General features: G+C 39.8%; 19 protein-coding genes and 1 riboswitch. Of the genes, 14 read left to right on the top strand and 5 right to left on the bottom strand.

All coding sequences use genetic code 11. The features are described from left to right. The first annotated feature begins 129 nt into the window (after nucleotides 1–129). A riboswitch (guanidine-I (ykkC/yxkD leader) is annotated at nucleotides 130–240 on the top strand. Nucleotides 241–269: 29 nt separating this feature from the next. Genes AC5YCI_RS13250 through uca form a run of 3 tightly spaced genes read left to right on the top strand, consistent with a single transcriptional unit; the run spans nucleotide 270 to nucleotide 5,295 of the window. Next, nucleotides 270–1,007, top strand: coding sequence for an urea amidolyase associated protein UAAP1 (locus tag AC5YCI_RS13250; protein ID WP_496175670.1), 738 nt, complete (start codon nucleotides 270–272; stop codon nucleotides 1,005–1,007). 15 nt (nucleotides 1,008–1,022) lie between these two features. Next, on the top strand, nucleotides 1,023–1,685 hold the full coding sequence (locus AC5YCI_RS13245; RefSeq protein WP_496175669.1) for an urea amidolyase associated protein UAAP2: 663 nt from the start codon (nucleotides 1,023–1,025) through the stop codon (nucleotides 1,683–1,685). Between the two features lie 4 nt (nucleotides 1,686–1,689). Further along, nucleotides 1,690–5,295 carry an urea carboxylase gene (gene uca / locus AC5YCI_RS13240; protein ID WP_496175668.1) on the top strand — a complete coding sequence of 1,202 codons (3,606 nt, stop codon included), beginning with the start codon at nucleotides 1,690–1,692 and terminating at the stop codon, nucleotides 5,293–5,295. 1,036 nt (nucleotides 5,296–6,331) lie between these two features. Here the strand turns inward: uca and nadS are convergent. Together nadS and AC5YCI_RS13230 are read right to left on the bottom strand one after the other, a co-directional pair. Further along, nucleotides 6,332–6,604 carry a NadS family protein gene (gene nadS / locus AC5YCI_RS13235; protein WP_496130516.1) on the bottom strand — a complete coding sequence of 91 codons (273 nt, stop codon included), beginning with the start codon at nucleotides 6,602–6,604 and terminating at the stop codon, nucleotides 6,332–6,334. After that, the gene (locus tag AC5YCI_RS13230; RefSeq protein WP_496130517.1) at nucleotides 6,597–6,917 is read right to left on the bottom strand and encodes a type II toxin-antitoxin system RelE/ParE family toxin; all 321 of its coding nucleotides are present in this window, start codon (nucleotides 6,915–6,917) and stop codon (nucleotides 6,597–6,599) included. Before AC5YCI_RS13230 ends, nadS begins: the two co-directional genes overlap by 8 nt. 247 nt (nucleotides 6,918–7,164) lie before the next feature. Between AC5YCI_RS13230 and AC5YCI_RS13225 the strand changes: the two genes are divergently transcribed. After that, the gene (locus AC5YCI_RS13225; protein WP_496175688.1) at nucleotides 7,165–7,917 is read left to right on the top strand and encodes an SDR family NAD(P)-dependent oxidoreductase; all 753 of its coding nucleotides are present in this window, start codon (nucleotides 7,165–7,167) and stop codon (nucleotides 7,915–7,917) included. A 68-nt stretch (nucleotides 7,918–7,985) separates the two neighbouring features. Continuing rightward, entirely contained in the window at nucleotides 7,986–8,921 is a 936-nt protein-coding gene (locus AC5YCI_RS13220; protein WP_496175667.1) for a helix-turn-helix domain-containing protein, read from the top strand. Between the two features lie 380 nt (nucleotides 8,922–9,301). Here AC5YCI_RS13220 and AC5YCI_RS13215 read toward each other — a convergent pair whose 3' ends face one another. Next, complete coding sequence (locus AC5YCI_RS13215; RefSeq protein WP_496175666.1) at nucleotides 9,302–11,218, bottom strand: alpha/beta hydrolase; 1,917 nt, start codon at nucleotides 11,216–11,218, stop codon at nucleotides 9,302–9,304. A gap of 389 nt (nucleotides 11,219–11,607) precedes the next feature. Between AC5YCI_RS13215 and AC5YCI_RS13210 the strand changes: the two genes are divergently transcribed. From AC5YCI_RS13210 to AC5YCI_RS13200, 3 genes are read left to right on the top strand one after another with little or no spacing between them, the layout of a single operon-like run. After that, nucleotides 11,608–12,048: a CopG family ribbon-helix-helix protein gene (locus AC5YCI_RS13210; RefSeq protein WP_496130520.1), complete on the top strand. Its 441-nt coding sequence runs from the start codon at nucleotides 11,608–11,610 to the stop codon at nucleotides 12,046–12,048. A gap of 4 nt (nucleotides 12,049–12,052) precedes the next feature. Continuing rightward, the gene (atzF, locus tag AC5YCI_RS13205; RefSeq protein WP_496175665.1) at nucleotides 12,053–13,858 is read left to right on the top strand and encodes an allophanate hydrolase; all 1,806 of its coding nucleotides are present in this window, start codon (nucleotides 12,053–12,055) and stop codon (nucleotides 13,856–13,858) included. Further along, entirely contained in the window at nucleotides 13,855–14,871 is a 1,017-nt protein-coding gene (locus tag AC5YCI_RS13200; protein WP_496175664.1) for an ABC transporter substrate-binding protein, read from the top strand. The genes atzF and AC5YCI_RS13200 overlap by 4 nt, the downstream gene beginning before the upstream one ends. Before the next feature lie 160 nt (nucleotides 14,872–15,031). On the opposite strand, the gene AC5YCI_RS13195 is transcribed toward AC5YCI_RS13200, so the two are convergent. Next, nucleotides 15,032–15,175 carry a DUF2256 domain-containing protein gene (locus AC5YCI_RS13195; RefSeq protein ID WP_496175663.1) on the bottom strand — a complete coding sequence of 48 codons (144 nt, stop codon included), beginning with the start codon at nucleotides 15,173–15,175 and terminating at the stop codon, nucleotides 15,032–15,034. Nucleotides 15,176–15,298: 123 nt separating this feature from the next. On the opposite strand from AC5YCI_RS13195, the gene AC5YCI_RS13190 reads away from it, so the two are divergent. The 4 genes from AC5YCI_RS13190 (at nucleotide 15,299) to AC5YCI_RS13175 (ending at nucleotide 18,646) form a co-directional block, all read left to right on the top strand. Next, a complete protein-coding gene (locus AC5YCI_RS13190) occupies nucleotides 15,299–15,550 on the top strand; it encodes a TIGR03643 family protein (RefSeq protein ID WP_496130525.1) in 252 nt (83 codons plus the stop codon). A 48-nt stretch (nucleotides 15,551–15,598) separates the two neighbouring features. After that, a complete protein-coding gene (locus AC5YCI_RS13185) occupies nucleotides 15,599–16,738 on the top strand; it encodes an efflux RND transporter periplasmic adaptor subunit (RefSeq protein ID WP_496175687.1) in 1,140 nt (379 codons plus the stop codon). A gap of 71 nt (nucleotides 16,739–16,809) precedes the next feature. Further along, nucleotides 16,810–17,949 carry an ABC transporter permease gene (locus AC5YCI_RS13180; protein WP_496130531.1) on the top strand — a complete coding sequence of 380 codons (1,140 nt, stop codon included), beginning with the start codon at nucleotides 16,810–16,812 and terminating at the stop codon, nucleotides 17,947–17,949. Next, nucleotides 17,942–18,646 carry an ABC transporter ATP-binding protein gene (locus AC5YCI_RS13175; RefSeq protein ID WP_496175662.1) on the top strand — a complete coding sequence of 235 codons (705 nt, stop codon included), beginning with the start codon at nucleotides 17,942–17,944 and terminating at the stop codon, nucleotides 18,644–18,646. Before AC5YCI_RS13180 ends, AC5YCI_RS13175 begins: the two co-directional genes overlap by 8 nt. Nucleotides 18,647–18,796: 150 nt before the next feature. Here AC5YCI_RS13175 and AC5YCI_RS13170 read toward each other — a convergent pair whose 3' ends face one another. Continuing rightward, entirely contained in the window at nucleotides 18,797–21,847 is a 3,051-nt protein-coding gene (locus AC5YCI_RS13170; protein WP_496175661.1) for a thioester reductase domain-containing protein, read from the bottom strand. Between the two features lie 284 nt (nucleotides 21,848–22,131). Between AC5YCI_RS13170 and AC5YCI_RS13165 the strand changes: the two genes are divergently transcribed. Beyond that, nucleotides 22,132–22,437 carry a transposase gene (locus AC5YCI_RS13165; protein WP_419354288.1) on the top strand — a complete coding sequence of 102 codons (306 nt, stop codon included), beginning with the start codon at nucleotides 22,132–22,134 and terminating at the stop codon, nucleotides 22,435–22,437. Then, nucleotides 22,434–22,978: IS3 family transposase (locus tag AC5YCI_RS13160; RefSeq protein WP_496175660.1), on the top strand; the 545-nt coding region annotated here is incomplete at its 3' end. The genes AC5YCI_RS13165 and AC5YCI_RS13160, both read left to right, overlap by 4 nt.

The raw sequence follows: 22,978 nt of genomic DNA, 5'->3' as shown, positions 1-22,978 counted from the left end.
CATCTGTTCTTTTTGGCACACTGCGCCCCAAAATGGAACATGATTTTTGTCTGATTGTGCTTTTTAGTATGATAAAAACAAAAAAACGTAATACTAATTTGGCACAGCCTTTGCATCTATCAAGCTCATCATAAAGTGATCTAGGGTTCCGATACATAAAATGAGTGTATGTCTGAGACCGAGAGTTCACGGCGAGAAGAAGTACTGATCGCTACACGGAGGGATAAAAGCCCGGGAGGTAAACCGTTAAAAGCTTGAGGTAGATGCACATGAACACAACAACTTATCACGAAGATCAAGTCCTTTGGACTGAACGTTTACCGGGTGGACACCATTGGTCTGCACGCATTCAGCGCGGCGCAGTCTTACAACTTAAATCCTTAGGTGAAAATGCCAATGTTGCACTGTACTGCGTCAATAGTGAAGATAAACTTGAACGCTATAACATGCCAGACAGCTTAAAAGGGCAACATACGGCATTTTTAAGTACAGGGCACATTTTAGCTTCTGATTTAGGTCGAGCGATGATCTCGATTGTGAAAGATGATCATGGTTGGAATGATGCTTTTTGTGCACCAAGTACTGCTCAACAAATTGAACAACAATTCGGCACGAAAACCTTTCAAGATGCTCGTAATGAGATGTACCGTAACGGCAAAGATAGTTTATTACTGGAAATGACTAAATTTGGTTTATCTGCAACCGACCTTAGCAGTACTTTAAATCTATTTTCAAAAGTTCAACCTGATGACAATGGCAACTTAAGCTATGTGGCATCTGACAATACTGATCAAGTGATTGAGCTGCGCTTTGAAATGGATTGCTTGGTGTTTTTATCGAGCGCACCACATGCTTTAGACAATAGCGCCGTGTATGCACCTGCCGATATCGAATTAAATCTGTATAAAGCACTGCCTTTAGGCGACAGCGACATATGTCGTGATTCATGCCCGCAAAATCAGCGTGCTTTCCAAAATAACAATCGTTACTACGCACTCAGCGCTTAATTGGGGGAATACAACATGACTGCACTTGTGAACTCACTACAAAATCATGAAAAAACAGTGTTAAGCGAAGTCTGTCCTGCTGGTGAAGCATGGATGTGCGAAGTCAAAAAAGGACAGTATTTCCGTATTGTTGACCTTGAAGGCAACCAAGCGGTTGATACGCTTTTTATCTCCGCTTCAAATCCTGAAGAGCGTTATAGTGCAACAGATACCTTAGCGATTAATCAACAGATTTATTTAGAAAAAGGCACGGCTTTATATACCAACTTTGGAAACAAAATTGCCATCATCAACGATGATAATTGCGGTCGCCACGACACTTTGGGCGGTGCATGTTCATGTGAAAGCAACACGGTGCGTTATAGCTTAGATAAATATCCAATGCACAGTTGCCGTAACAACTTCATGATTGCGCTGTCACAACATCCGATTGCGAAAAAGCATGGTTTAAACGTGCATCATATTGGCCCAAACATTAACTTCTTTATGAATGTCCCTGTGACTTCAGAGGGTCATCTGAAGTTTGATAATGGTATTTCTGCACCGGGGAAATATGTGGAAATTAAAGCCGAAATGGATTTAATCGTCCTCATTTCAAACTGCCCGCAGTTAAACAATCCATGTAATGCCTATAACCCAACAAAAATTCAATTGATCATCCGTGAAGGCGAGGAATAAGAACATGTTCAACAAAGTTTTAATCGCCAATCGTGGTGCAATTGCGTGTCGTGTCATTCGTACCTTAAAAAAATTAGGCATTCAGTCTGTTGCGGTGTATTCCGAAGCTGATCGTGATTCACTGCATGTGACTTTAGCCGATGAAGCCGTATTTATTGGTGATTCACCTGCCAGCCAAAGCTATTTAAATGTCGATAAAATTTTAGAAGTTGCCAAACAAACAGGCGCACAGGCAATACATCCGGGTTATGGTTTTTTATCTGAGAATGCTGAATTTTGTGACTTATGTGAAGCACAAGGCATTGTGTTTTTAGGGCCAAATTCAAGCCAAATGAAATCTTTTGGTTTAAAACATACGGCACGAGAATTGGCGATCCAAGCCAATGTACCTTTACTGCCGGGTAGTCAACTCTTAGCGGATGAAGCCGAAGCATTATTGGAAGCCAATCGTATTGGTTATCCTGTGATGCTGAAAAGTACCGCAGGCGGTGGTGGTATTGGGATGCGTTTGGTGTGGAACGAAGAAGAGCTGAAAGATGCTTATGCAACCGTATCCTATTTAGCGCAAGCCAACTTTAAAGATGCAGGTTTGTACTTAGAGAAATTCGTGCAAAATGCCCGTCATATTGAAGTGCAAATCTTTGGTGATGGTCACGGCTTAGTCTTAGCTTTGGGCGAGCGTGATTGTTCGGTGCAACGTCGTAACCAAAAAGTGATTGAGGAAACACCTGCACCACATTTAAACGATGAACAACGTGCCTATATCCAAGATGTTGCGATTCAATTGATGCAGTCGGTCAATTACCGCTCGGCAGGTACGGTTGAATTTGTCATGGATACCGACACCCAAGAATTCTATTTCTTGGAAGTGAATACTCGTCTGCAAGTCGAGCATGGTGTCACCGAACAAGTGTTTGGTGTGGACTTGGTTGAATGGATGGTAACGTTAGGCAGTGGGGATTGGACGCCACCAACAACTCAACTTGAGTCACAAGGTCATTCGATTCAAGTTCGTCTCTATGCCGAAGACCCAATTAAAAACTTCCAACCAAGCGCAGGTTTACTGACGCATGTCGAGTTTGATGCCAATGCCCGTAATGAAACGTGGGTAGAAACAGGCTCTAACGTCTCATCTTTCTATGATCCAATGATTGCCAAAATTATTGTGACCAGCGAGTCCCGTGATTCTGCGATTCAAGCCATGACAGATACTTTGGCGAAAACCTCGGTTGCAGGTATCGAAACTAACCTTGAATATCTACAAAACATTATTGACTGTGATGTCTTTAAAGCAGGCACGCAAACTACACGCTTCTTAAATAGCTTTGAGTGGAAAACCCAAAAAATTGAAGTGCTTCAAGCAGGCATTCAAACCGCCGTGCAAGATGTCACAGGTCGTTTGGGCTATTGGGATGTCGGTGTTCCGCCCTCAGGTGCGATTGATCCATTGTCTTTAAATGTGGCAAATCAACTGCTTGGCAATGCCTATAACACTGCAGGTTTAGAATGTACCCTACAAGGACCCAGCTTAAAATTCCATTGTGATAGTCAAATTGCCATCACGGGTGGTGAAATGTCGGCAACACTGGATGGCGTAGCCGTACCGATGTGGCAAACCGTCAACGTCAAAAAAGGGCAAATTCTAAAATCAGGTAAAATTGCCACAGGTTGCCGTAGTTATATCGGCATTAAAGGTGGTTTGAATGTGCCTGAATATTTAGGTTCACAAGCGACCTTTACCTTAGGTCAATTTGGCGGTCATGCAGGGCGTAACTTACTGATTGGCGATATGCTTCCAATCACGGCATTTACATCGACTGAAACGAAAACGCTTGCACCTGAACAAATTCCTGCATTCTCAAATACATGGGAAATTGCGGTGATGTATGGTCCACATGGTGCGCCTGATTTCTTTACCAAACGTGATATTGATTCTTTCTTTGCGCAAGAGTTTGAAATTCACTTTAACTCAAGCCGTACAGGTGTGCGCTTAATTGGTGAAAAACCTGAGTGGGCACGTACTGATGGTGGTGAAGCAGGTCTGCATCCATCGAACATTCATGACAATGCCTATGCGATTGGTGCCATTGATTTTACAGGCGATATGCCAATTATTTTGGGGCCAGATGGTCCAAGTTTAGGCGGATTTGTCTGTCCTGCGGTAATCGTCAGCTCAGAACTGTGGAAAGTGGGTCAACTGAAAGCAGGCGATAAGGTGAAATTTGTGCCTGTCAGCTACCATCAAGCCAGCATTTTAAATGAAAAATATCATGCCATGCTGAATGCTGAAAACACGGCATTGGTAAATTTTGATGAAGCCTTTTATGCCGAGAAAAATACTTTAGAAACACCTATTTTAGACACTTTAAAAGCTGAAAATGGTGCGCCTGATGTGGTGTATCGTCCTGCAGGTAACAACTATATGTTGGTCGAATACGGCGATTTAGTGCTTGATCTAAATTTACGTTTCCGTATTCATGCCTTAATGCAGTGGGTCAAAGATCAAAATATTCAAGGCATTATTGATTTAACCCCTGGGATTCGTTCTCTACAAATTCATTTTGATTCAATTCAACTTGATCAAACTGATTTACTGCGTTTATTGCAAGTGGCGGAAACTGAATTGCCAGATGTGACAGAAATGCAAGTGCCTTCACGTACCGTGTATTTACCGCTTGCTTGGGAAGATTCGCAAACGCAATTGGCAACCGAACGTTATATGCAAACCGTACGACATGATGCGCCGTGGTGTCCTGATAACGTGGAGTTTATTCGCCGTATTAATGGTTTAGATTCTAAACAAGCGGTAAAAGACATTGTATATAGCACCAATTATTTGGTGATGGGTTTGGGTGATGTGTATTTAGGTGCACCTGTGGCAACACCGCTTGATCCACGCCATCGTTTGGTGACCACAAAATATAACCCTGCACGTACATGGACGCCTGAAAATGCCGTGGGTATTGGCGGTGCCTATATGTGTGTTTATGGGATGGAAGGCCCGGGTGGTTATCAGTTCGTGGGTCGTACCACGCAAATGTGGTCACGTTACCGTAAAAACCCTGACTTTGAACAAGGCATGCCGTGGTTATTGCGCTTCTTTGACCAAATTAAGTTTTATGAAGTGTCTGAAGCAGAACTGATGCAGATGCGTGAGGACTTTAAAGCAGGGCGTTTAAAACTTCGTGTTGAAGAAGGTGTGTTGAACTTAAAAGAATACAATGACTTTTTAACTGAAAACCAAGCGTCTATTGCCGAATTTAAATCGGTTCAACAAGCCAATTTTGATGAAGAACGTCGTCGCTGGCATGAAGCAGGTTTGGCTGAATATGTGTCTGAAAGCCTTGATGCTGTGACGGATGACAGTGATGTTCAAATTCCTGATGGTGGTTGTGCAGTGGAGTCGCATATGCCGGGTTCAATCTGGAAAATTGAATGTCAGTCAGGGGATATTGTGGAAGAAGGTGCAACTTTGGCCGTGATTGAAGCAATGAAAATTGAGATTCCAATTATTGCGCCTGAGCGTATGAAGGTTGAAGACATTGTTATTGAAAAAGGGCAGACAGTGAAAACGGGGCAGGTGTTGTTTACGTTGGCGCCAGTGGCTTAAAGAATTCTCCCTAACACTCCTTACCCTCCTTTTTAAAGGAGGGAATTTGCTTTCTTTACTGGATATGACAGATGAATACCGTCCGTATATGGGGGTATTAGTGCTTGCTAATAATGACAATTGTCGCTGTTATAATTTTAATATAGCCGCCACGCTTAGTTCTTCTTAGGAAGTCCGCGCAACCTTGGCGGTTTTTTACGTCTACAAATCAGCTAATTATGTTAAAAGATTAAATAAAAACAATTACTTAAACTAGTAAAGATACAACAGGCGAAGAACTGGGTATACATAGCAACATCGCTACTGCGAACAGCAAAGTAAATGAAGTCCCAGACTTACAAGCGATTTTAGAACAACAAAAGATCATTGCAGATGCGACATCGACAATAGTTGCAGCAAGACAAACCCATTCACAAAACCAAATTAAAGCTACTACTAAAAAAACCACAGTATTGGCAACAGAATTTTATGATCAATTGAGTCCAGAAGATCAAGAGAAATTAAAAACAACAGTCAAAGAAGCATATTTATGCTTTCTTCTTTCTATAATAGAGATAAACGCCGAGTTGTAAAAAAATTAGATACGCTAATTCTCTTAAGATAGTTCTGAAAATATCAGATTCTGACCAGATAGCACTGATGATAAAGAATATCGTTATGATAAATAAATGTAGGTATAGAGGCTTTTCATTTTGTTCTGTATTGGAGCATGATGCATTGAAATACCCAAGAGCTATTAAACCAATTATTCCTATGGGAACTGCGACATAAAAACTGAAATAAATTGAGTGAACATTATCAATAATAAAAGTGACGATAACTGTAAGTACCATTAATGCTAAGCATGATAGAAAGAAATTTTTTATATAAAATTCAGGAATATAATATTTAGGCATATTACAAATTGTAAATGATTATTATTTGTGATTATATGGTTTTTGATAAGTAATTAAAACTTAAAATTTTCTAAAATTAATATAATACAGATTATACGAAGTCAAAAATGGGAGCTAAGCTCCCATTTTTGATGACTTTTTTAAATAAGGCCAGGATGTGCATCTAAGATTCGAATTAATGTTGCTGCTGGTCCTGTTGGATAGCGTCGGCCTTGTTCCCAGTTTTGCAGAGTACGATGGCTAATCTGGAGACGTGCTGCAAATTCGCTTTGACTTAAACCAGTTTTTTCTCGCACTTCCTTAATATCTGGTAATTCAAGCTCGGTTGTTCGACTTGCCTGGATCTCTTTGCGCTTGATTGCTCCTGCTTCTTTAATCGAAGCGACTAAGTCATCAAATAAGTTGTTATCCATGAAATTGCTCCTTCACGAGTTGGCGTAGTATAGCGGTTTCTTTATCCGTTAAATTATCTTTTACAGATTTTGGATAAGCCACCAAAAAAAAGATTTGATCATCCTCATTTACCCAATAGTAAATTACTCTGATACCGCCACTTTTACCTTTATTACCTTGAGCACAACGTACTTTCCGAATGCCACCGCCATTCTTGATTAAGTCACCTTTATCTGGCTGAATCAATAGATCTTGTTGAAGTTGACGATATTCCTCATCAGATACAAGGTCTTTAATTTGCTTGGTAAAGATACTGGTTTCAATGAATAACATAGATTCTTTATACGTCAATGGCGTATAAAAGATTCTAGCATTTTCTGTATCAAAAAACGAGAGCTGGGGCTCTCATCTCGTATAATCGTCATTATCTTAAATAGATTGAATGTAATCATTCTAAACTTATTTCATAATTGGCGTGATTTACCATATTGATGGCGTAATTCGATTTATATAGAAAATGAAAAGCCTCTAATATTGATTTATACATAATCAACATGAAGAGTTTCGAATGTAAAATAAAATTGCACTGATCACAGGTGGAGCATCGGGTATTGGTAAAGCAACCGCAATAAAGCTGGTGTCACAAGGGACTACAGTTATTATTTCTGGTCGACGTGCAGAAATAGGATTAAAAGCAGTTGAAGAAATAAAAGGCTTCGCAAAAAATAATGCTCAGGTACGATTCATTCGTAATGATGTATCAAATGAAGATGATGTCAAAATTATGATAGATCAAATCGTGCATGAATTTGGACGTTTAGATATGGCTGTCAATAATGCTGGTATTTCTAATGAGACCTCAACCATCAATTTATCAGATACGAACCTGTATAAAGAGATGATTAATACTAATATTTTAGGCGTTTATTTCTCAATGAAGTATGAAATCATTCAAATGCTTAAACAAGGTCATGGATCTATTGTAAATCTTGCGTCAATTGCTGGCTTAAATGGTATTCCATGGGCAGATACATATGCTTCGACTAAACATGCAGTTGTAGGGTTAACTAAGTCTTCAGCAGTTGACCATGCTTCTCATGGTATCCGTATTAATGGTGTAGCACCTGGAGCTGTTAAAACAGACATTATTGCGAAGCAATTAGAGGGGGGAGATGCAAATTATAATGAAGCGAACATCAGCGCAATGCACCCTATGAATCGTTTAGGAAAACCAGAAGAAATTGCGAATGGCATTGCTTGGCTACTTTCGGATGAAGCCAGCTTTGTTACGGGACATATTTTAAGTATAGATGGCGGATTCCAAGCAAAGTGATATCTGAGAATATAAAATTACCAACAGCATTTTGGTTAGCAGTAGAGCGGCTTAGTTTAAGCCGTTCTATGTTAATTAAAGAAGCAGATCTACCCTTACATGTTGCACGTGATGATGCACGGATAACAACCCTACAGTTTTTTAAACTGTGGCAAGCCTTAGAAAATTTTAAGGGTAAGAATGTTGGGATTAAACTTCTTCAAGTATTGGATAGCGGAAACTTACCACCGTCTTTTTTAGTAGCATATCATGCAAAAAATTTACGTGATGCTATCCAACGTGTTTCGCGATTTAAGGCTTTATGCACCCCCGAAGAATTATTCCTAACAGAAGATAAAGGGTTACTCTGTATCACAATTAAATGGCCTACTGAACAGCTTAAACCGCCTCATGCACTTATAGATGCCACAATTGCTTCTTTAATTTACTTAGCTAGAGAAGGTACTCAGCAATTGGTTCAACCTGCCAAATTAGATTTAAATCGTGACATTGCAGATGTTTTTACAGGATTTATTAACTGCCCGATACACTGTAACTCAAGTGAGAATAGAGTGTATTTTTATCAAAAAGATTTAGATCTTGGTTTCCCTAGCTACAACGATGAATTATTAAAGATTTTAGATGCTGCGTTGGAAGTAAGTTTTAATCAACAAAGCGCAGGTTTAACAGTTTCTGAGCAAGTTAAATGGCTATTGCGAAGATCTTTAACTGCGGGACGACCTGAACTAAGAAGTGTTGCAAAAGAACTATCCATCAGTCAGCGGTCATTGCAAAGACATTTAAAGAATGAAGGCGCAAGTTTCCAAGCATTACTTTCTGAAACTAGAAACCAGCTCGCTTGTGAGTATTTATTGGATTTAAGCCTAGATCTTGCTGAGATTTCTTATTTACTTGGATATGAAGAGCAAGGATCATTTTTTCGTGCATTTCAGGAATGGGAAAACTCAACACCTACAAAATGGCGGGAAGCACATCTTAACGAAGTATTGAAAGTGAAAAAATAATGAAAATTGTCATCTTTGGTGCCAGTGGCATGGTGGGAGTAAAAAACGAATTTTGGAAAGTGCAAAAGTCATTTTGAAAGATTGTTTTTCTGAGGATGTGCATTTAACAAAACTAGCAGCAGAGCTAAATGTGAAAAGATTGTAAAGCTCACTTTGAATAAGCTCGAAACCCTTTTAGACAATCTAAAAAACTCCGAAAAACAAATTCAGTGGATCTGTGTATTTATATAAAGTGAAATTGAAATCAGTAGGGTATCGTTTGGTCTATCAATTCATTGATGAAAACGTTTTAGTGCTTGTTTTAGACATTGACCGAAGCGATACCATTTATAAAAAGATATAAAAAAACCGCATAAAGCGGTCTTTTTATTGATCTTAAATTAGGGCTTCTGATCCAAATGTTCATGCAAAATTCGTCTTAACTCCAAAATCGTTTCAGGTTTGGCATGAATCGAATGCCCACCTTTAAAAACCTGTTCAGACTGTGCACCTTCTAAATGCGAACTTGCATAGGGCACAATCCCATCGGACATTCTTTGCGGAGTATCAAATTTGGTGGCATTGCCCAGAATCGAATGATAAGGCAAACCTGCTTTAGGCATGATCTGATGGGTTAATTGCATAAAACGTGAGTTGGGGCTTAAATCATCCGGTCCTGAATGAATCAAACCTTGTGTACTATTTTTAGCATCTAAGCGCACATCTACTTGCTCAAAAAAAGACGTTGGCAATTTAACCAATTTTTTGGCCCATTCAACATACCACCGATCAGTCAAATCGCTGCCACGGTGCGGTGCTGCGACAAATACTGCACGGCTAAAAGGTAAATCTGCTTTGAATTGGAAACGCTCCGCAATCACTGGATTTTGTTGTAAACGACTATATTGCTCGTAATTCATCAAAGGAATCGCTTGCTTAGAAATATCAGCATCACTGACCAATAAGCGACTAATAATCCCACCCATGCTGTGTCCAATCAACACTGCGTCTTTGGCAGAGTTTGAATTGGACTCAACTTGAGCAAATGCCTGTTGAAGTAAGGCATGAATTTGGAAGCGACTCTCAAAAATTGGCATATTGGTAGAATAGGCCATCATCCATACTTGGTAATTTTCTCTTAATACCGGATCACCCAAAATATTATTGGTTAAATTGACCCAAGTTTCAGGGCTACTGGCCAAACCATGCACCAAAACAATCACTTTCTTGTGTGGTTGGTAAGGCTCTAAGCGGTATAAATGCGGCATACGCAAAGCTTCAGCCCGATCCAGCAAGCTCAAATATCCAACTTTACCCAATTTATTATGGGCTAACCAGTACGCAAAGGGCGCCGTGTAATTTGCTGTTAAGGTATATTCTTGCTCATTTAAGCGTGCCAATTGATGTTGATAAGGATTGTAGACACTTAACTTGAGAGGAGTTTGACCTGAAATAATATCTGTGGCAGATGCTTTTGCATCAATCGGTTGTAAAGTGGCTGTAACCGTTAAATATTGCGGGTGATGTAACCGAGGATTCTCTCGATTTTTGTAATAATTTGCAGGATCAACAATGAAATCATTGGCGACTTCAGGTTCAGCAGCTCTAGCTACAACAAATTCAGCCCCTAAGCCATCTTGTCGGTTGATCTTACTAAAACCAGAAAAATTGAGCGTATAACTTGACTGTAATGCATCTATCTCAAGCGCTTTAAGTTCAGGATAATTTTGCGTGTCGATGTGATAGAGATGTTGTCCAATATAAAATTGCGCTGGCAATGTTTTAAAGCGCTTGGTTTGGTATTGCAAACTAATTAAACGTGATAAAGCATAGTTATATAAAGTGCGAACCTGCATTTGACGCAGATCAAAGGCATGCTGATGAGGGTGGGTGCCTGCTTTAAATAAATAAGCATAACTATAACGTAAGCTTAAATCTAAAGCAGACAAGGTCTGCTGAGTACACGCTTTGGTTTTACAGTGCTGATCTAAGGACAAAGCGTGGGCTAAATAAAGCTCACTTAAAGCACTATAACGCTCATGTGCCGGAATCACCTGTTGGGCACTAATCGCATGGCTACACTGTTGAAACTCACGAAAGCAGCTGGTGTCGCTATAAGCGCTCATGGCCAATAAACTTTGTGTGTCGGCACTTAATTTTGAACTGCTAATAATGGTTTGACTACGCTGTTGAATGGCTTGTTCGATTTTATTGTGTTGAATGTTGACCAATTGACAACCACTGACACTCAGTACACTGGCGCTGAGTATGCCTAAGTAGATTAATTTTTTATTTATTTTAAAAAGATTAGTCATCATAAAACTTAAGCCATAACATTTAATGCTTCATTTTAACTGCTTCGAGCTCACTTGAATATGCTCCTCTGCTCCAAGTAAGCAAGGTGTCTAGGTCAATTGTGCTCATTGCATCTAGAATCATTTTTTTTGATTTTTTAATGTGCTTTTTCATAGATAGTGATCTGCATACTAATGCCAGCAAAATTAAAGCATCTACTAAGCTTTGGCACGCTTTATGCTAATTATTTAGTAATACAAATTTTAAATTTCGTCATACTAAATTGGGAGTATTGTCATGTATTCACAAACCAAATTATTGCAACGTACCCTGAAAGCTTTTTTTATTGCTTTATTTAGTGCGCGCGCTGGCGTATATCTATCAAAAAATCAACATAAATAAGGAAAGAAGTGTGCCAAAACATAAACTTGCTCGCATTAGTATTACCGTTCCTGAAGCCACATTAAGCGCTTTAGACGAGAAGATTGTTGAACAGCGCTATGAAAATCGTTCGCAAGCGATTGTTGATATGATTCATCAGCATTTGGTCAATGCAGACGAGCAAGCCAACGCAGTGATGGTGGGCACACTGACCTTACTTTACAGTATTCAATCTAAAAATATTCACTATCAGATCATTGATTTACAGCAAAAACACCTGAAAGAAGTGATTAGCTCACAGCATATTCAACTTGATGATCAAAAAATTATGCAAGTGATGTTGCTACAAGGGCAAAGTCATGACTTAAAAAGAATCAGTCAAAATTTTATTGCACTAAAAGGTGTCATCAAAGGTCATTTAGAGCTGATGGACGCCGTCATGCCACCTCTAGCGCAAAACGAAATAGGATAACAACATGCACGCTTATTGGACCCTTCAAGATTGGAAAACTGCTTATCAAGATCAGCAGATTCAGCTGAATGATTTATATGCCTATACCCAGCAATTAGACAATACCGATCATGCATGGATCAGTATTGCCTCACGCGAGCAACTTCAGCGCCAAATTGAAGCATTAGTACGTTTACCATCAGATTTACCGCTTTACGGTATTCCCTTTGCAGTCAAAGACAATATTGATGTGGAAGGGTTTTATACCACTGCCGCCTGTGAAGCAGCAGCCTATCTCGCCACGCAAGATGCACATGTGGTGGCAAAACTAAAAGCTGCAGGTGCCATTGTTATTGGCAAAACCAATCTTGATCAGTTTGCGACCGGCTTGGTTGGGGTACGTTCACCGTATGGTGCGGTAAAAAATAGTTTCAATCCAGCGTATATCAGCGGTGGGTCAAGTTCGGGTTCATCCGTGGTAGTGGCCAAAGGGTGCGTGCCCTTTAGTTTAGGTACAGATACTGCAGGTTCTGGGCGGGTCCCAGCAGCTCATAATAATATTGTAGGTTTAAAGCCCACCAAGGGCTGGTTCTCTAACACAGGCTTGATTCCTGCCTGTCGTACCCTTGATGTAATCTCAATTTTTGCGTTGACAGTCGATGATGCTTGGCAAGTTGCACAAATCATGCAAGGCTTTGACACCCAAGATGCCTATTCACGCCAGCATCCTGGCAATGTCGCCACACAATTTTCTAAGGGAAAAATTGCGATTCCGGCACAGCGAGAGTTCTATGGCGATATACAAGCGCAACACGCATTTGATCTTGCTATAGCGCGTGTTAAACAGCTCGGCTATCAAATTCAAGAGATTGATTTTCAAGACTTCAATCAGTTGGCATCGGCACTTTATCATAAAGCTTGGGTCGCAGAGCGTGACAGTGCAGTCAAACAGCAGGTGAGTCGTCATGCCTTACATCCTGTCATTTGTCATATTACCAGTCAAGCCGACCAATACAGTGCTGTAGATTTAATTGAAGCGGAGTATGAACGTGCCGAACTTTCCCGACGTATTCAACTGGCTTTACAAGCGTTTGATGCATTAATGGTACCTACAGCACCAACTATTTATAAAATCAGTGAGCTTGAGGCAGATCCAATCACTAAAAACAGCCATATGGGAGCTTATACCAACTTTGTTAATTTTGCAGATTTAGCAGCATTGGCCTTACCTAATACGATCCGTGCTGATGGCTTGCCAAGTGGTGTAACGTTTATTGCAGCTGCATGGATGGATCAAGCCTTGGCCCATTTTGGTCAAACATGGCAAAAGGCCACTGCTTTAAATCTAGGTACCTCCACACAGCAGTATCAAAAAACATCTGAAATTTCTGGCAAAACGAGTGTCAAACTGGCTGTGGTGGGTGCACACTTAACCGGCATGCCACTGAATTTTCAATTAACCTCTCGCTGTGCCACCTTGCTAAAGCAGACAGAAACTGCCGCACATTATCAACTTTTTGCGCTTGCCAATACTCAGCCTGCCAAACCAGGTTTGGCTTATACACAACACGGTCAAAGCATTCAGGTCGAGGTTTGGGATGTACCAATGGCTCGCTTTGGTGAAATTGTGGCAGAAGTACCCGCACCTTTAGGCATTGGCAACGTACAACTCGCAGATGGGACGTGGGTAAAAGGCTTTATTTGCGAGGGCTATGCCTTAGAACATGCAACCAATATCAGTCAATTTGGGGGTTGGCGTGCCTATATCCAACAACTTAGCCAAGCGCAAAGCCATGCCAGCACCCCCAAAACTGTTGAGGTACTGCCATGAAAGCCCTAACCTTGACCGTGCTTGGTAGTGTTCTCTTTTTCACAGGTTGCGATAAAACCGCCAAAATCCCTGAACCTTCTGCCCAAGCCAAACTCAAGCAAGCCATGCAGCCGATTAAAATTGGTTATAGTGATTGGCCAGGTTGGGTCGCTTGGCAGGTGGCGATTGAAAAAGGCTGGTTTAAAGACGCGGGTGTTGAGGTTGATTTTAAATGGTTTGATTATTCAGCCTCCATGAATGCCTTTGCAGCCAATCAACTTGATGCAATTTCGATATCCAATGGGGATAACTTAGTGATTGCTTCAGGTGGCACACGCGGTGTCATGATTATGGCAACAGATTATTCGGCAGGTAATGACGTCATTATTGCCAAAGCAGGTATTCAAAGCGTGCAAGACTTAAAAGGTAAAACCATTGCAGTTGAGAAAGGTCTGGTCGATCATAACTTGCTTGCTACAGCACTAGAGGATGTTAATATTCAAGAGCAAGAGGTTAATTTGGTCAATGCCATGACCAATGAGCTTCCTCAAGTGTTTGCCAGCAGCCATGTAGACGCTATTGCAGTATGGCAACCCGTTGCCAATCAAGCCCTAAAAAATGTGGCGGGTGCTCACATTATCTATTCTTCTCAGGACAAGCCAGGCTTAATTTACGACACCTTAAGTGTCAATATGAGTCATTTAGCCAAATACCCAGAAGAGTGGAAAAAAATTATTCAGGTTTGGGATCGTACCGTCCGCTACATTCAAGATCCTGCCACACGTCAAGATGCCCTAAATATTATGGCAAAGCGTGTAGGGGTTGCACCTGAACAATATGAGCAATTTATGAATGGGACTCATCTGTTAGATTTAAAAGCCAATCAACAGGTATTTAAGAAATCTAATGATTTAAGTTCCATTTATGGCTCGACTTATCATGTCAATCAATTTAACTTGAATCACGGCGTATATGAGGTCAAATTGGACTTAGATGGCTTGATCTATCCTAAGCTGGTCACAGCTCTACCTTAGGAGAAAAAAAAGCCAAGCAAAGAGGGGAGAATTGCTTGGCTTAAAGGATGATCATACACAGGCATTATGCGTTGCAGCTGTGTTGAATCACTTGATCTATATCTAGAATAAGCACAATACATGCAACAGTAAAACAAATAAAATTCATAAAAATGATCGATTATTTAGATTTTATTTTCTGCTGACGACGACAACGTTCTGAGCAGTATTGCACCTCATCCCAACAACGCTGCCATTTTTTGCGCCACGCGAAATTTAAACCGCAGCTTGCGCATATTTTTTGAGGTAAATGTTGTTTCTTCATTTTCAACCTCTTTACTGAATTAAGTTTAGACAAAACAAGGTTTAAGCAACAAAAAAATCACATATATTTCACTTTTACTCGCTTAAGATAAGTTTCAAAATATGTCGGTTATAGGTCACCTTGATGTTACATCGCGCGATAGATCTCTCACGAGTCATTGAAATGGCTTGGGAAGATCGTACCCCATTTGAAGCCATTTTTCGTGAATATGGTTTAAATGAAGCTGCCGTGATTCGCTTAATGCGTAAAGAGCTTAAATCCAGTAGTTTTAAGCTTTGGCGTCAACGTGTCACTGGGCGTAAAAGCAAACATTTGGCTTTACGTTCACCTGAAATTTCACGCGCCTATGGTAGCCGCCAATATAAACCTGTATAGGCTAGAAGGAGAACGCTTTTGGCAGCGTCTAGCAGTAAAAAAATTTGGATGATTGCTGTTGTGGTGACTCTCATTATGGGTCTATGGGCTTGGCGTAGCTGGCAAGGCCCTGTTGTCAGCACCTATACAGTTCAACAACAGCCTTTGGTACAAACCGTAGTTGCTTCTGGACGTTTAGAAAATGTCTCTCGCAGTGAAATTGGTAGTGAAATATCTGGGGTTGTACTGGAACGCCGTGTGCAAGAAGGTGATCAAATCCAAGTGGGTGATGTTTTAGTGGTCATTCAATCGGATGATCTGAAGGCGCAAGTCCGTGAAGCTGAAAATGCCATTCAAGAGTTACGTCGTATCCGCTTTCCACAAGCCCAAGTTGAGCTACAAAGTGCGCAGTTTCAACTGCAACAAGCCAGCCGTGAAGCAAAGCGTCGTCAAAATACTGAACCTGGTGTGTTATCGATAGAAGAAAAAGAACAAGCGTTAGAAGCTGAACGTCTAGCACGTAACAATTTGGCTGCCGCACGCTTAAAAGCACAAAGTTTAGCACCCGGTCAAGTTGAAGAACGGACTCTGATTGAACGCTTAAATGCCTTAAAAGCCCAATTAGCAAAAAGTGAAGTGCGTGCACAAGTCGCAGGCACGATTTTAACCCGTGAAGTAGAAACAGGAGACGTGGTGCAACCGGGTAAAACTTTATTTACCCTTGCCGTAGATGGGCCAACCCAAATTTTAGTACCGCTAGATGAACAAAATTTACCTTATTTAGCATTGGGACAAAAAGCACAGATTATTGCGGATGCCTATCCAGAACGCCCTTTTCCCGCACAGCTCAATTTTATTGCACCGAGTATAGATCCACAGCGTGGCACAGTTGATGTCAAACTTGGAGTTGATCCAGTACCGGATTTTTTACGTCAAGATATGACGGTTTCAGTCAACATTGAAACCGCACGCCGTAATCAAGCTTTAGTTATTCATAATGATGCAGTATTTGATATTCAGGGCAATAACGCCAGCGTTTGGGTTGTACGTGATAATACGCTTTATCGTCAAGCGATCCAAATGGGTCTAAAAAGTGCCACTCAAGTTGAAGTTGTCAAAGGCTTAAAGGCGGGTGATCAAGTGTTACAAGATCCTGCACAAGGTCAAGCAGAGCGACGCGTCCGTACTGAGCAGGTGGAAAAAGATTGAATATAAAGCGCTTGTGGACAGACTGGCTGATTGCGATTGGCTTTTTACGTGAAGGTCGTAGTCAATCATTAATGATTATTGGTGGGGTTGCCATTGGGGTGGCGGTCATTGTCTTTATTAGTGCTTTAATTCAAGGTCTACAAGCCAACTTAATTGAACGGACTTTAGGGACACAAGCGCATATCAGCTTATCAGCACCCGATGAAATCAATCGTATTATAGAAACCAAAGATGCGGTCCAGCTGGTCTATGAAGACCAGCGCGCTCAACGCTTGCGTTCAATTAACAATTGGCAAGAAGTGGTCGAAAATCTAGATAAAATTCCAGATTTACAGGCTGTTTCACCCATGGTTTCTGGTCCTGCTTTAGTCAAACGTGGTGAAGCCATTCAATCAGTTGCCATTATGGGCATTGATTTGCCGCGTTATCAGCGTATTGTGCCCTTACAAGAGTACATCACCAGTGGACAATTACGTTTAAAAGCCGATGATGTACTGATTGGCAGTGAAATGGCCAAAGATTTAGGCGTACGAGTGGGCAGTAAAATACGTTTAGATAATGGGCTTGATGTAAATGCCGTGATGAATGTCGCCGGTATTTTTGAGTTAGGCGTACGTGAACTCGATTCTCGTTATATGTACGTTGACTTAAAACGTGCTCAATCACTGCTTGATCTACCCGGAGGCGTCACGCTGATTGATTTACGCATTCAAGACATTTTTGCAGCTGAAGCTGTTGCAGCACGAATGCAGCGTCTAACCGGTTTAAAGTCAGAGAGTTGGATTGGTAGCAATGCCCAACTGATGAATGCTATTTCTGCACAAAGCTTGTCAACCAATATGATTATTGTATTTGTTGGCATTTCTGTGGCATTTGCCATTGCCAGCGTACTTTCAATTAGCGTGGTACAACGCACCCGTGAAATTGGCATCTTGCGTGCTACAGGCGCCAGTCGTCAGCAAATTTTAGTGATTTTTTTGATCCAAGGTGCCGTGTTTGGCCTATTGGGTTCACTGGTCGGTATTTTGACAAGTTATGCCTTAGTATGGTCATTTAACCAATTTGGACCAGGATTATTCTATATTCCCATTTCGCCAACCCTAATTATCTCAGCACTGTTGCTGGCAACATTAAGTGGTTTAGTCGCAGCGGCTATTCCTGCACGCCGTGCTGCACGCCTTGACCCGGTAGAGGCCATTCGCCATGTCTAATGATGAAGTACTTCGTTTAGAAGCTTTAAAGAAATCTTATAATATTGGTCAACCCAATGAAATTGAAGTGTTACATGGGCTTGATTTCACCATTAGACGTCATGATTTTGCTGCCTTAATTGGTCCATCTGGCTCAGGCAAGAGTACTTTACTCAATATTTTAGGTTTACTGGATCAACCAACCGAAGGCGAGATTTATTTACTGGGTCAGGCCACTCGCCAAATGGATGATCAAGAACGCACTCGCTTACGTGGACAGAGCATTGGTTTTGTTTTCCAGTTTCATCATCTCATTCAAGCCTTTAGTGTTATTGAAAACGTACTCATGCCGCTGATGTTGGTCCATGGTAAACCCAATAAACAAGCGGTTGAAAGAGCACACTATTTGCTTGATGCTGTGGGGTTAAAGGATTTCTCAAAACGCAAAGCCAGTCAACTCTCAGGAGGCCAGCAACAGCGTGTTGCGATTGCCCGCGCTTTAATTACCCAACCTGCTTTATTACTTGCTGATGAACCAACAGGCAATTTAGATTCTCAGACCGCCACAGAAGTCTTTGAACTGTTTCGTGAAGTCAATGCGCAGCAAGATTGTGCCGTTTTACTGGTGACCCACGATCCACGCTTATCTGCAACCTGCGACCGAACCATCAAACTGGTCGATGGGCGTATTGAAAGTGACCAGTTATCAAATGCTTAAATAAATGTTTTTCAAATTATATCTAAGCTACATGAAGTTTCTTAATCTTAAAAATGAGTAATATTTAAGCATAAATGATTAAAAAACAACCTAAATTATTACATTTATCCAGAAAAGCCCCCAAATGAGGGCTCGTATGACTTAGAAAAATTAATTCGGTCTTCTTTGGATAAATCCACTCTTAAGCCAATAATTGAGATATTTATGTAAGGTCGCCTCATCCAAGGTAGGGGAGATTAAGTTATTTCCTAATGCTTTTTTTACATTCGCTGTATCATATACTGGCATATCCTCATATACCTCCCAGCGAGTCATAGAGTTATAAACTGGCTCCTTAAGCATGGGAAGTAATGGAAGTAGAGGATTTTCATAAAGATGTCCTGACTCCTCTAAAATATTTAACCAATCGCTGTAGTTTACCAGTTTTAATGAGTAACCGTATTCCAGTAGATATTCATGTAACTTTATTAAGTTAATCGATTTATGAGGATCAAGCGGAACTAGGTTATAGCTCTGAGAATAGGTCATTTGCTTTGCTAGTTTTAAAAGGCATTCACTCACATAGTCTACAGAAATGAACTCTTTCTTCTGATGTTCTAGTTTAGGAAATGCTCCTATCTCTATACAGCCTTTTAAAAAGCGAGCCACAAAATCTTTTTCATTACCAATGCCTCGTTTACTGTCTCCCATGATAAAACCAGGACGATAAATATTAATAGGTAGCCCGATAGCTTGAGCACTTACCATAATTTTTTCAGCTACCCACTGGCTTTGAGAATATCCAGTGTCATATTGTAAACAGTTCAAATGATCATCTAATGATTCATTTTCAGACAAAAAATTCACTTTATTAAAGAAACCTGTTGGACCGAAAGCAGCAATACTAGACGTGTAATGCAACGGTTTTACTCTAAAATCAGTAGAAAATTTTAAGATATTGAGAGTACCAGTGACGTTAGCGGGTTTATGAACAGAGTAAGGCTGAATGTAATTCACATGCGCACCTAAGTGGAAAATACATGATATTTTCTCGCTAAGAAGGTTATATTCATCTTTTGCTAGACCAAAGTACTCTTGATCTAAGCAACCACAAACAACTTTTACCTTATCAGAAGATCGTTCATTCCATAGATCATATTTTTTCTGATTCTCCAAAATTCTTTCTAAGCCTGCCTCCGATGTGTCGGCCCTAACCAAACAATATATTTCTTTCACATCACTATCTTCACAGAGTAGGTCTAAAAAGAAAGCACCTAAGAACCCCGTTACACCCGTTAAGAAAACTCGACCTTCTTGATGAGATATCCAATTAATCGGTAAAAAATTTTGGTCAATAGTTGGTAATGGTGACCTCCCATCTTCCTTTAAGGTATCTAAGATCGAGTCAAACGCAGTAACATCTGTATGATTAATTTTATTTTCAACTAGTTCTGCCAAACTTTTTAGGACTTGATGTTTATAAAGTTCACATATTGATATGTTCACATTAAACTCTTGTTTTATATCAATCACTAAGGTTGCAACTTGCAGTGAACTTCCGCCTAAATCAAAGAAGTTATCCTCCTCAGAAATATCAAAATAATTTAATGTCTTACACCATATTTCTCTAATTTTACTGATAGTTTGACTTTTATCTTCATTATCAAAGTTGGAGCGCTTAGAGATTGAGAGTTGATGTAAGGCTTTTTTATCTGCTTTCCCATTAGGATTTAATGGAATGTGATCAGTAATATAAATTCTTGGTATCATATAACTAGGCAATACTTGAACTAGGCTCTTTCTCAAATCCTTCGCTAAATCCTTAAACTTAGGAACTATGTAAGCTATGATATAAGATTCAATATTCCTATTGTCTGACTTAATAATATCAACGACTACTGAACTGACCATGCCTGTTTTTAGAATGGATTGCTCAATTTCTTCCAAATTGATACGATGTCCACGAATCTTAACTTGATTATCTTTACGACCGTGGCACTGTATATAGCCATTTTTATCAATTAATCCAATGTCGCCGGTTCTATATATTTTGTATGAAGTGCCGTTCTGCTCTAATGTCGTAAATCTCAGATCCCTCGCATTGTTTACATAAGATCTAGCCACTCCGTCACCAGCAATCGCGATTTCACCTATTTTTCCTATTTCAACAACTTGTAAGTCATTATCGATAATAAATATTTCTGTGTTGTTGATGGGGGTACCAATATCAATACTTATGTTACTGTTTAAGTAATCTAAAGTCACATGTCTAGTCGTAGCATATGTCGTACATTCAGTAGGACCATAGCCATTTCTCAAATTAGGTACCTTAGAATTAAGTAAAACCTCTTTCATAGCAACCGCATTAGCAGGTTCACCCCCTACGATAATAGAGCGCACTCCTTGAAATGCTTCAGGCTTAGAAAAAGCCATTAAATTGAACAATGATGTAGTTATTGCCATAATAGAAATTTCTTTTTCTTTTATGCCAGAAGCAAAGGAAGATACATCTAAAATTTGATCTTTAGGAAAAATATGAAGGGTGCACCCATTTGAAAGAGCTCCATAAATTTCAAATAAAGATGCATCGAAAGTTGGATTACTAATATGTGCTACGGAATCACTACTATTAAATGGGCAAAAATCTGTATTGAAAGCCAAACGTAAAATACCTTTTGCCAGTATTTCTACAGCTTTGGGAACGCCACTAGTACCAGATGTATGAAGAATATGTGTTCTATGTTCTAGATCAATTATTGTAGAATCGGTGGAGAGAGAGTCACTATTATTTAGCTGTGAGTAGAGTTCATTAATTGTTAGTTGATGTTGTGCGTGAATTGAGTTTTCGGTAATTTCTCTACTAACAGCAACTTTGATATCAAGATTATTAATTAGACTCTGAAGTCTAAGAGTTGGCTGATTAATATCTAAAGGAACACATGTTCCACCACAATACAAAATACTCAACTGTGCCACAATATTATCTATAGAAGGTTCTAAGATAATAGCTACTGGTTGTTCCTTTCTTAATATAAATTTTGAGAGCTTTATTGAACAAATTTTAGCCTTATAGATTAAATCCCCATAACTTAGAGTAACACCTTCCATCTCAATCGCTATCTTTTTAGGGTGGTCCTTAGCATATTTTTCTATAGTGGAGAGAAAATTTATTTTACTTAAGTCAATATATTGATGTGTGATGTGATTTGCTTCTGTAGCCATTTTTAATTCCTTAAGTTCTACTAATAAACAGTTTGCAAATTTAAAATATTATTATGACTAAGAGTAGATTTAACTCACTATTATTTAATTATTATTAAAAGTTAAAAGAGATTTAAGTCTCTGTTTTAGACTAAAATTAGAAGTAGTTAAGAAAAAGATTTTTTAATGACAATGTGTTTTAAAAAATTATTAAAAAACTTATTCACAAAAGAGTTAGTATTGTAGTGGTTTAATAAAGTTGGACACCAATTTAGGTGATAATGTATTCACCAAAGAGGTGCTCAATGAGAACAAGACGAACATTTACTCCAGAATTCAAATTAGAAGCAGCAAGCCTTGTACTTGATCAAGGCTATTCAATTTTACAGGCCTGTCGTGCTTTAGATGTTGGGCAGACAGCATTAAAACGTTGGGTTGATCAACTTCAATTTGAACGAACAGGACAATCTCCAACAATGCCTGCTCTAACAGCTGAGCAAAGGGAAATACAACAACTTAAAGCTCGTATCCATCAACTCGAGCAGGAGAAGATGATCCTAAAAAAGGCTACAGCTCTCTTAATGTCAGACGAATTCAAACATATGCGTTGATTGATCAATTAAGAAAGCTAAGCTCTGTTAAATTAATCTGTCGTGCCTTTGGTGTACTGCGTTCAAGCTATTACCATTACCGTTCAACAAGTAAAACTCCTCATCCAGATCGTATCAAGCTTAAAGTGATGATTAAAAGTCTATTTAAGCAAAGTCGTCACTCTCTTGGTAGTCGGGGAATTCGATTTATGTTGTTGAATCAGGGCATTAAGATTGGACGCTATCTGGTACGTAAGTTAATGCGTGAATCAGGTCTTGTTTCCAAACAACGTAAGAAGTACAAATATCAAAGCAACGTAGCTGAAGTCCCTGCTGTTCCAAATATATTAAACAGGCAATTTAAACCTGTTCAGCCTAATCATGTGTGGAGCAGTGACATTACCTATATTTGGACAGGTAAAACATGGGCTTATCTTGCAGTTGTTCTTGATCTGTATGCTCGTCGAGTGATTGGTTGGTCTATGTCGTCCCAAGCAGACCAACATTTAGTCATTAAGGCATTAGATGAAGCATGGCATCGGCGAGGTAAACCGAGTGGCGT

This window comes from Acinetobacter sp. CY17, assembly GCF_059515825.1.
The sequence above is the reverse complement of the archived record's forward strand: the minus strand, read 5'-3'. Positions and strand labels throughout refer to the sequence as shown.

Coding starts and splice junctions, on each gene's coding strand:
- AC5YCI_RS13250 (WP_496175670.1), top strand. CDS start 270: ATGAACACAACAACTTATCACGAAGATCAAGTCCTTTGGACTGAACGT.
- AC5YCI_RS13200 (WP_496175664.1), top strand. CDS start 13,855: ATGAAAGCCCTAACCTTGACCGTGCTTGGTAGTGTTCTCTTTTTCACA.
- AC5YCI_RS13185 (WP_496175687.1), top strand. CDS start 15,599: ATGATTGCTGTTGTGGTGACTCTCATTATGGGTCTATGGGCTTGGCGT.
- AC5YCI_RS13175 (WP_496175662.1), top strand. CDS start 17,942: ATGTCTAATGATGAAGTACTTCGTTTAGAAGCTTTAAAGAAATCTTAT.
- AC5YCI_RS13245 (WP_496175669.1), top strand. CDS start 1,023: ATGACTGCACTTGTGAACTCACTACAAAATCATGAAAAAACAGTGTTA.
- atzF (WP_496175665.1), top strand. CDS start 12,053: ATGCACGCTTATTGGACCCTTCAAGATTGGAAAACTGCTTATCAAGAT.
- nadS (WP_496130516.1), bottom strand. CDS start 6,604: ATGGATAACAACTTATTTGATGACTTAGTCGCTTCGATTAAAGAAGCA.
- AC5YCI_RS13230 (WP_496130517.1), bottom strand. CDS start 6,917: ATGTTATTCATTGAAACCAGTATCTTTACCAAGCAAATTAAAGACCTT.
- AC5YCI_RS13195 (WP_496175663.1), bottom strand. CDS start 15,175: ATGAAGAAACAACATTTACCTCAAAAAATATGCGCAAGCTGCGGTTTA.
- AC5YCI_RS13215 (WP_496175666.1), bottom strand. CDS start 11,218: ATGATGACTAATCTTTTTAAAATAAATAAAAAATTAATCTACTTAGGC.
- uca (WP_496175668.1), top strand. CDS start 1,690: ATGTTCAACAAAGTTTTAATCGCCAATCGTGGTGCAATTGCGTGTCGT.
- AC5YCI_RS13180 (WP_496130531.1), top strand. CDS start 16,810: ATGATTATTGGTGGGGTTGCCATTGGGGTGGCGGTCATTGTCTTTATT.
- AC5YCI_RS13165 (WP_419354288.1), top strand. CDS start 22,132: ATGAGAACAAGACGAACATTTACTCCAGAATTCAAATTAGAAGCAGCA.
- AC5YCI_RS13170 (WP_496175661.1), bottom strand. CDS start 21,847: ATGGCTACAGAAGCAAATCACATCACACATCAATATATTGACTTAAGT.
- AC5YCI_RS13220 (WP_496175667.1), top strand. CDS start 7,986: ATGTTAATTAAAGAAGCAGATCTACCCTTACATGTTGCACGTGATGAT.
- AC5YCI_RS13190 (WP_496130525.1), top strand. CDS start 15,299: ATGTTACATCGCGCGATAGATCTCTCACGAGTCATTGAAATGGCTTGG.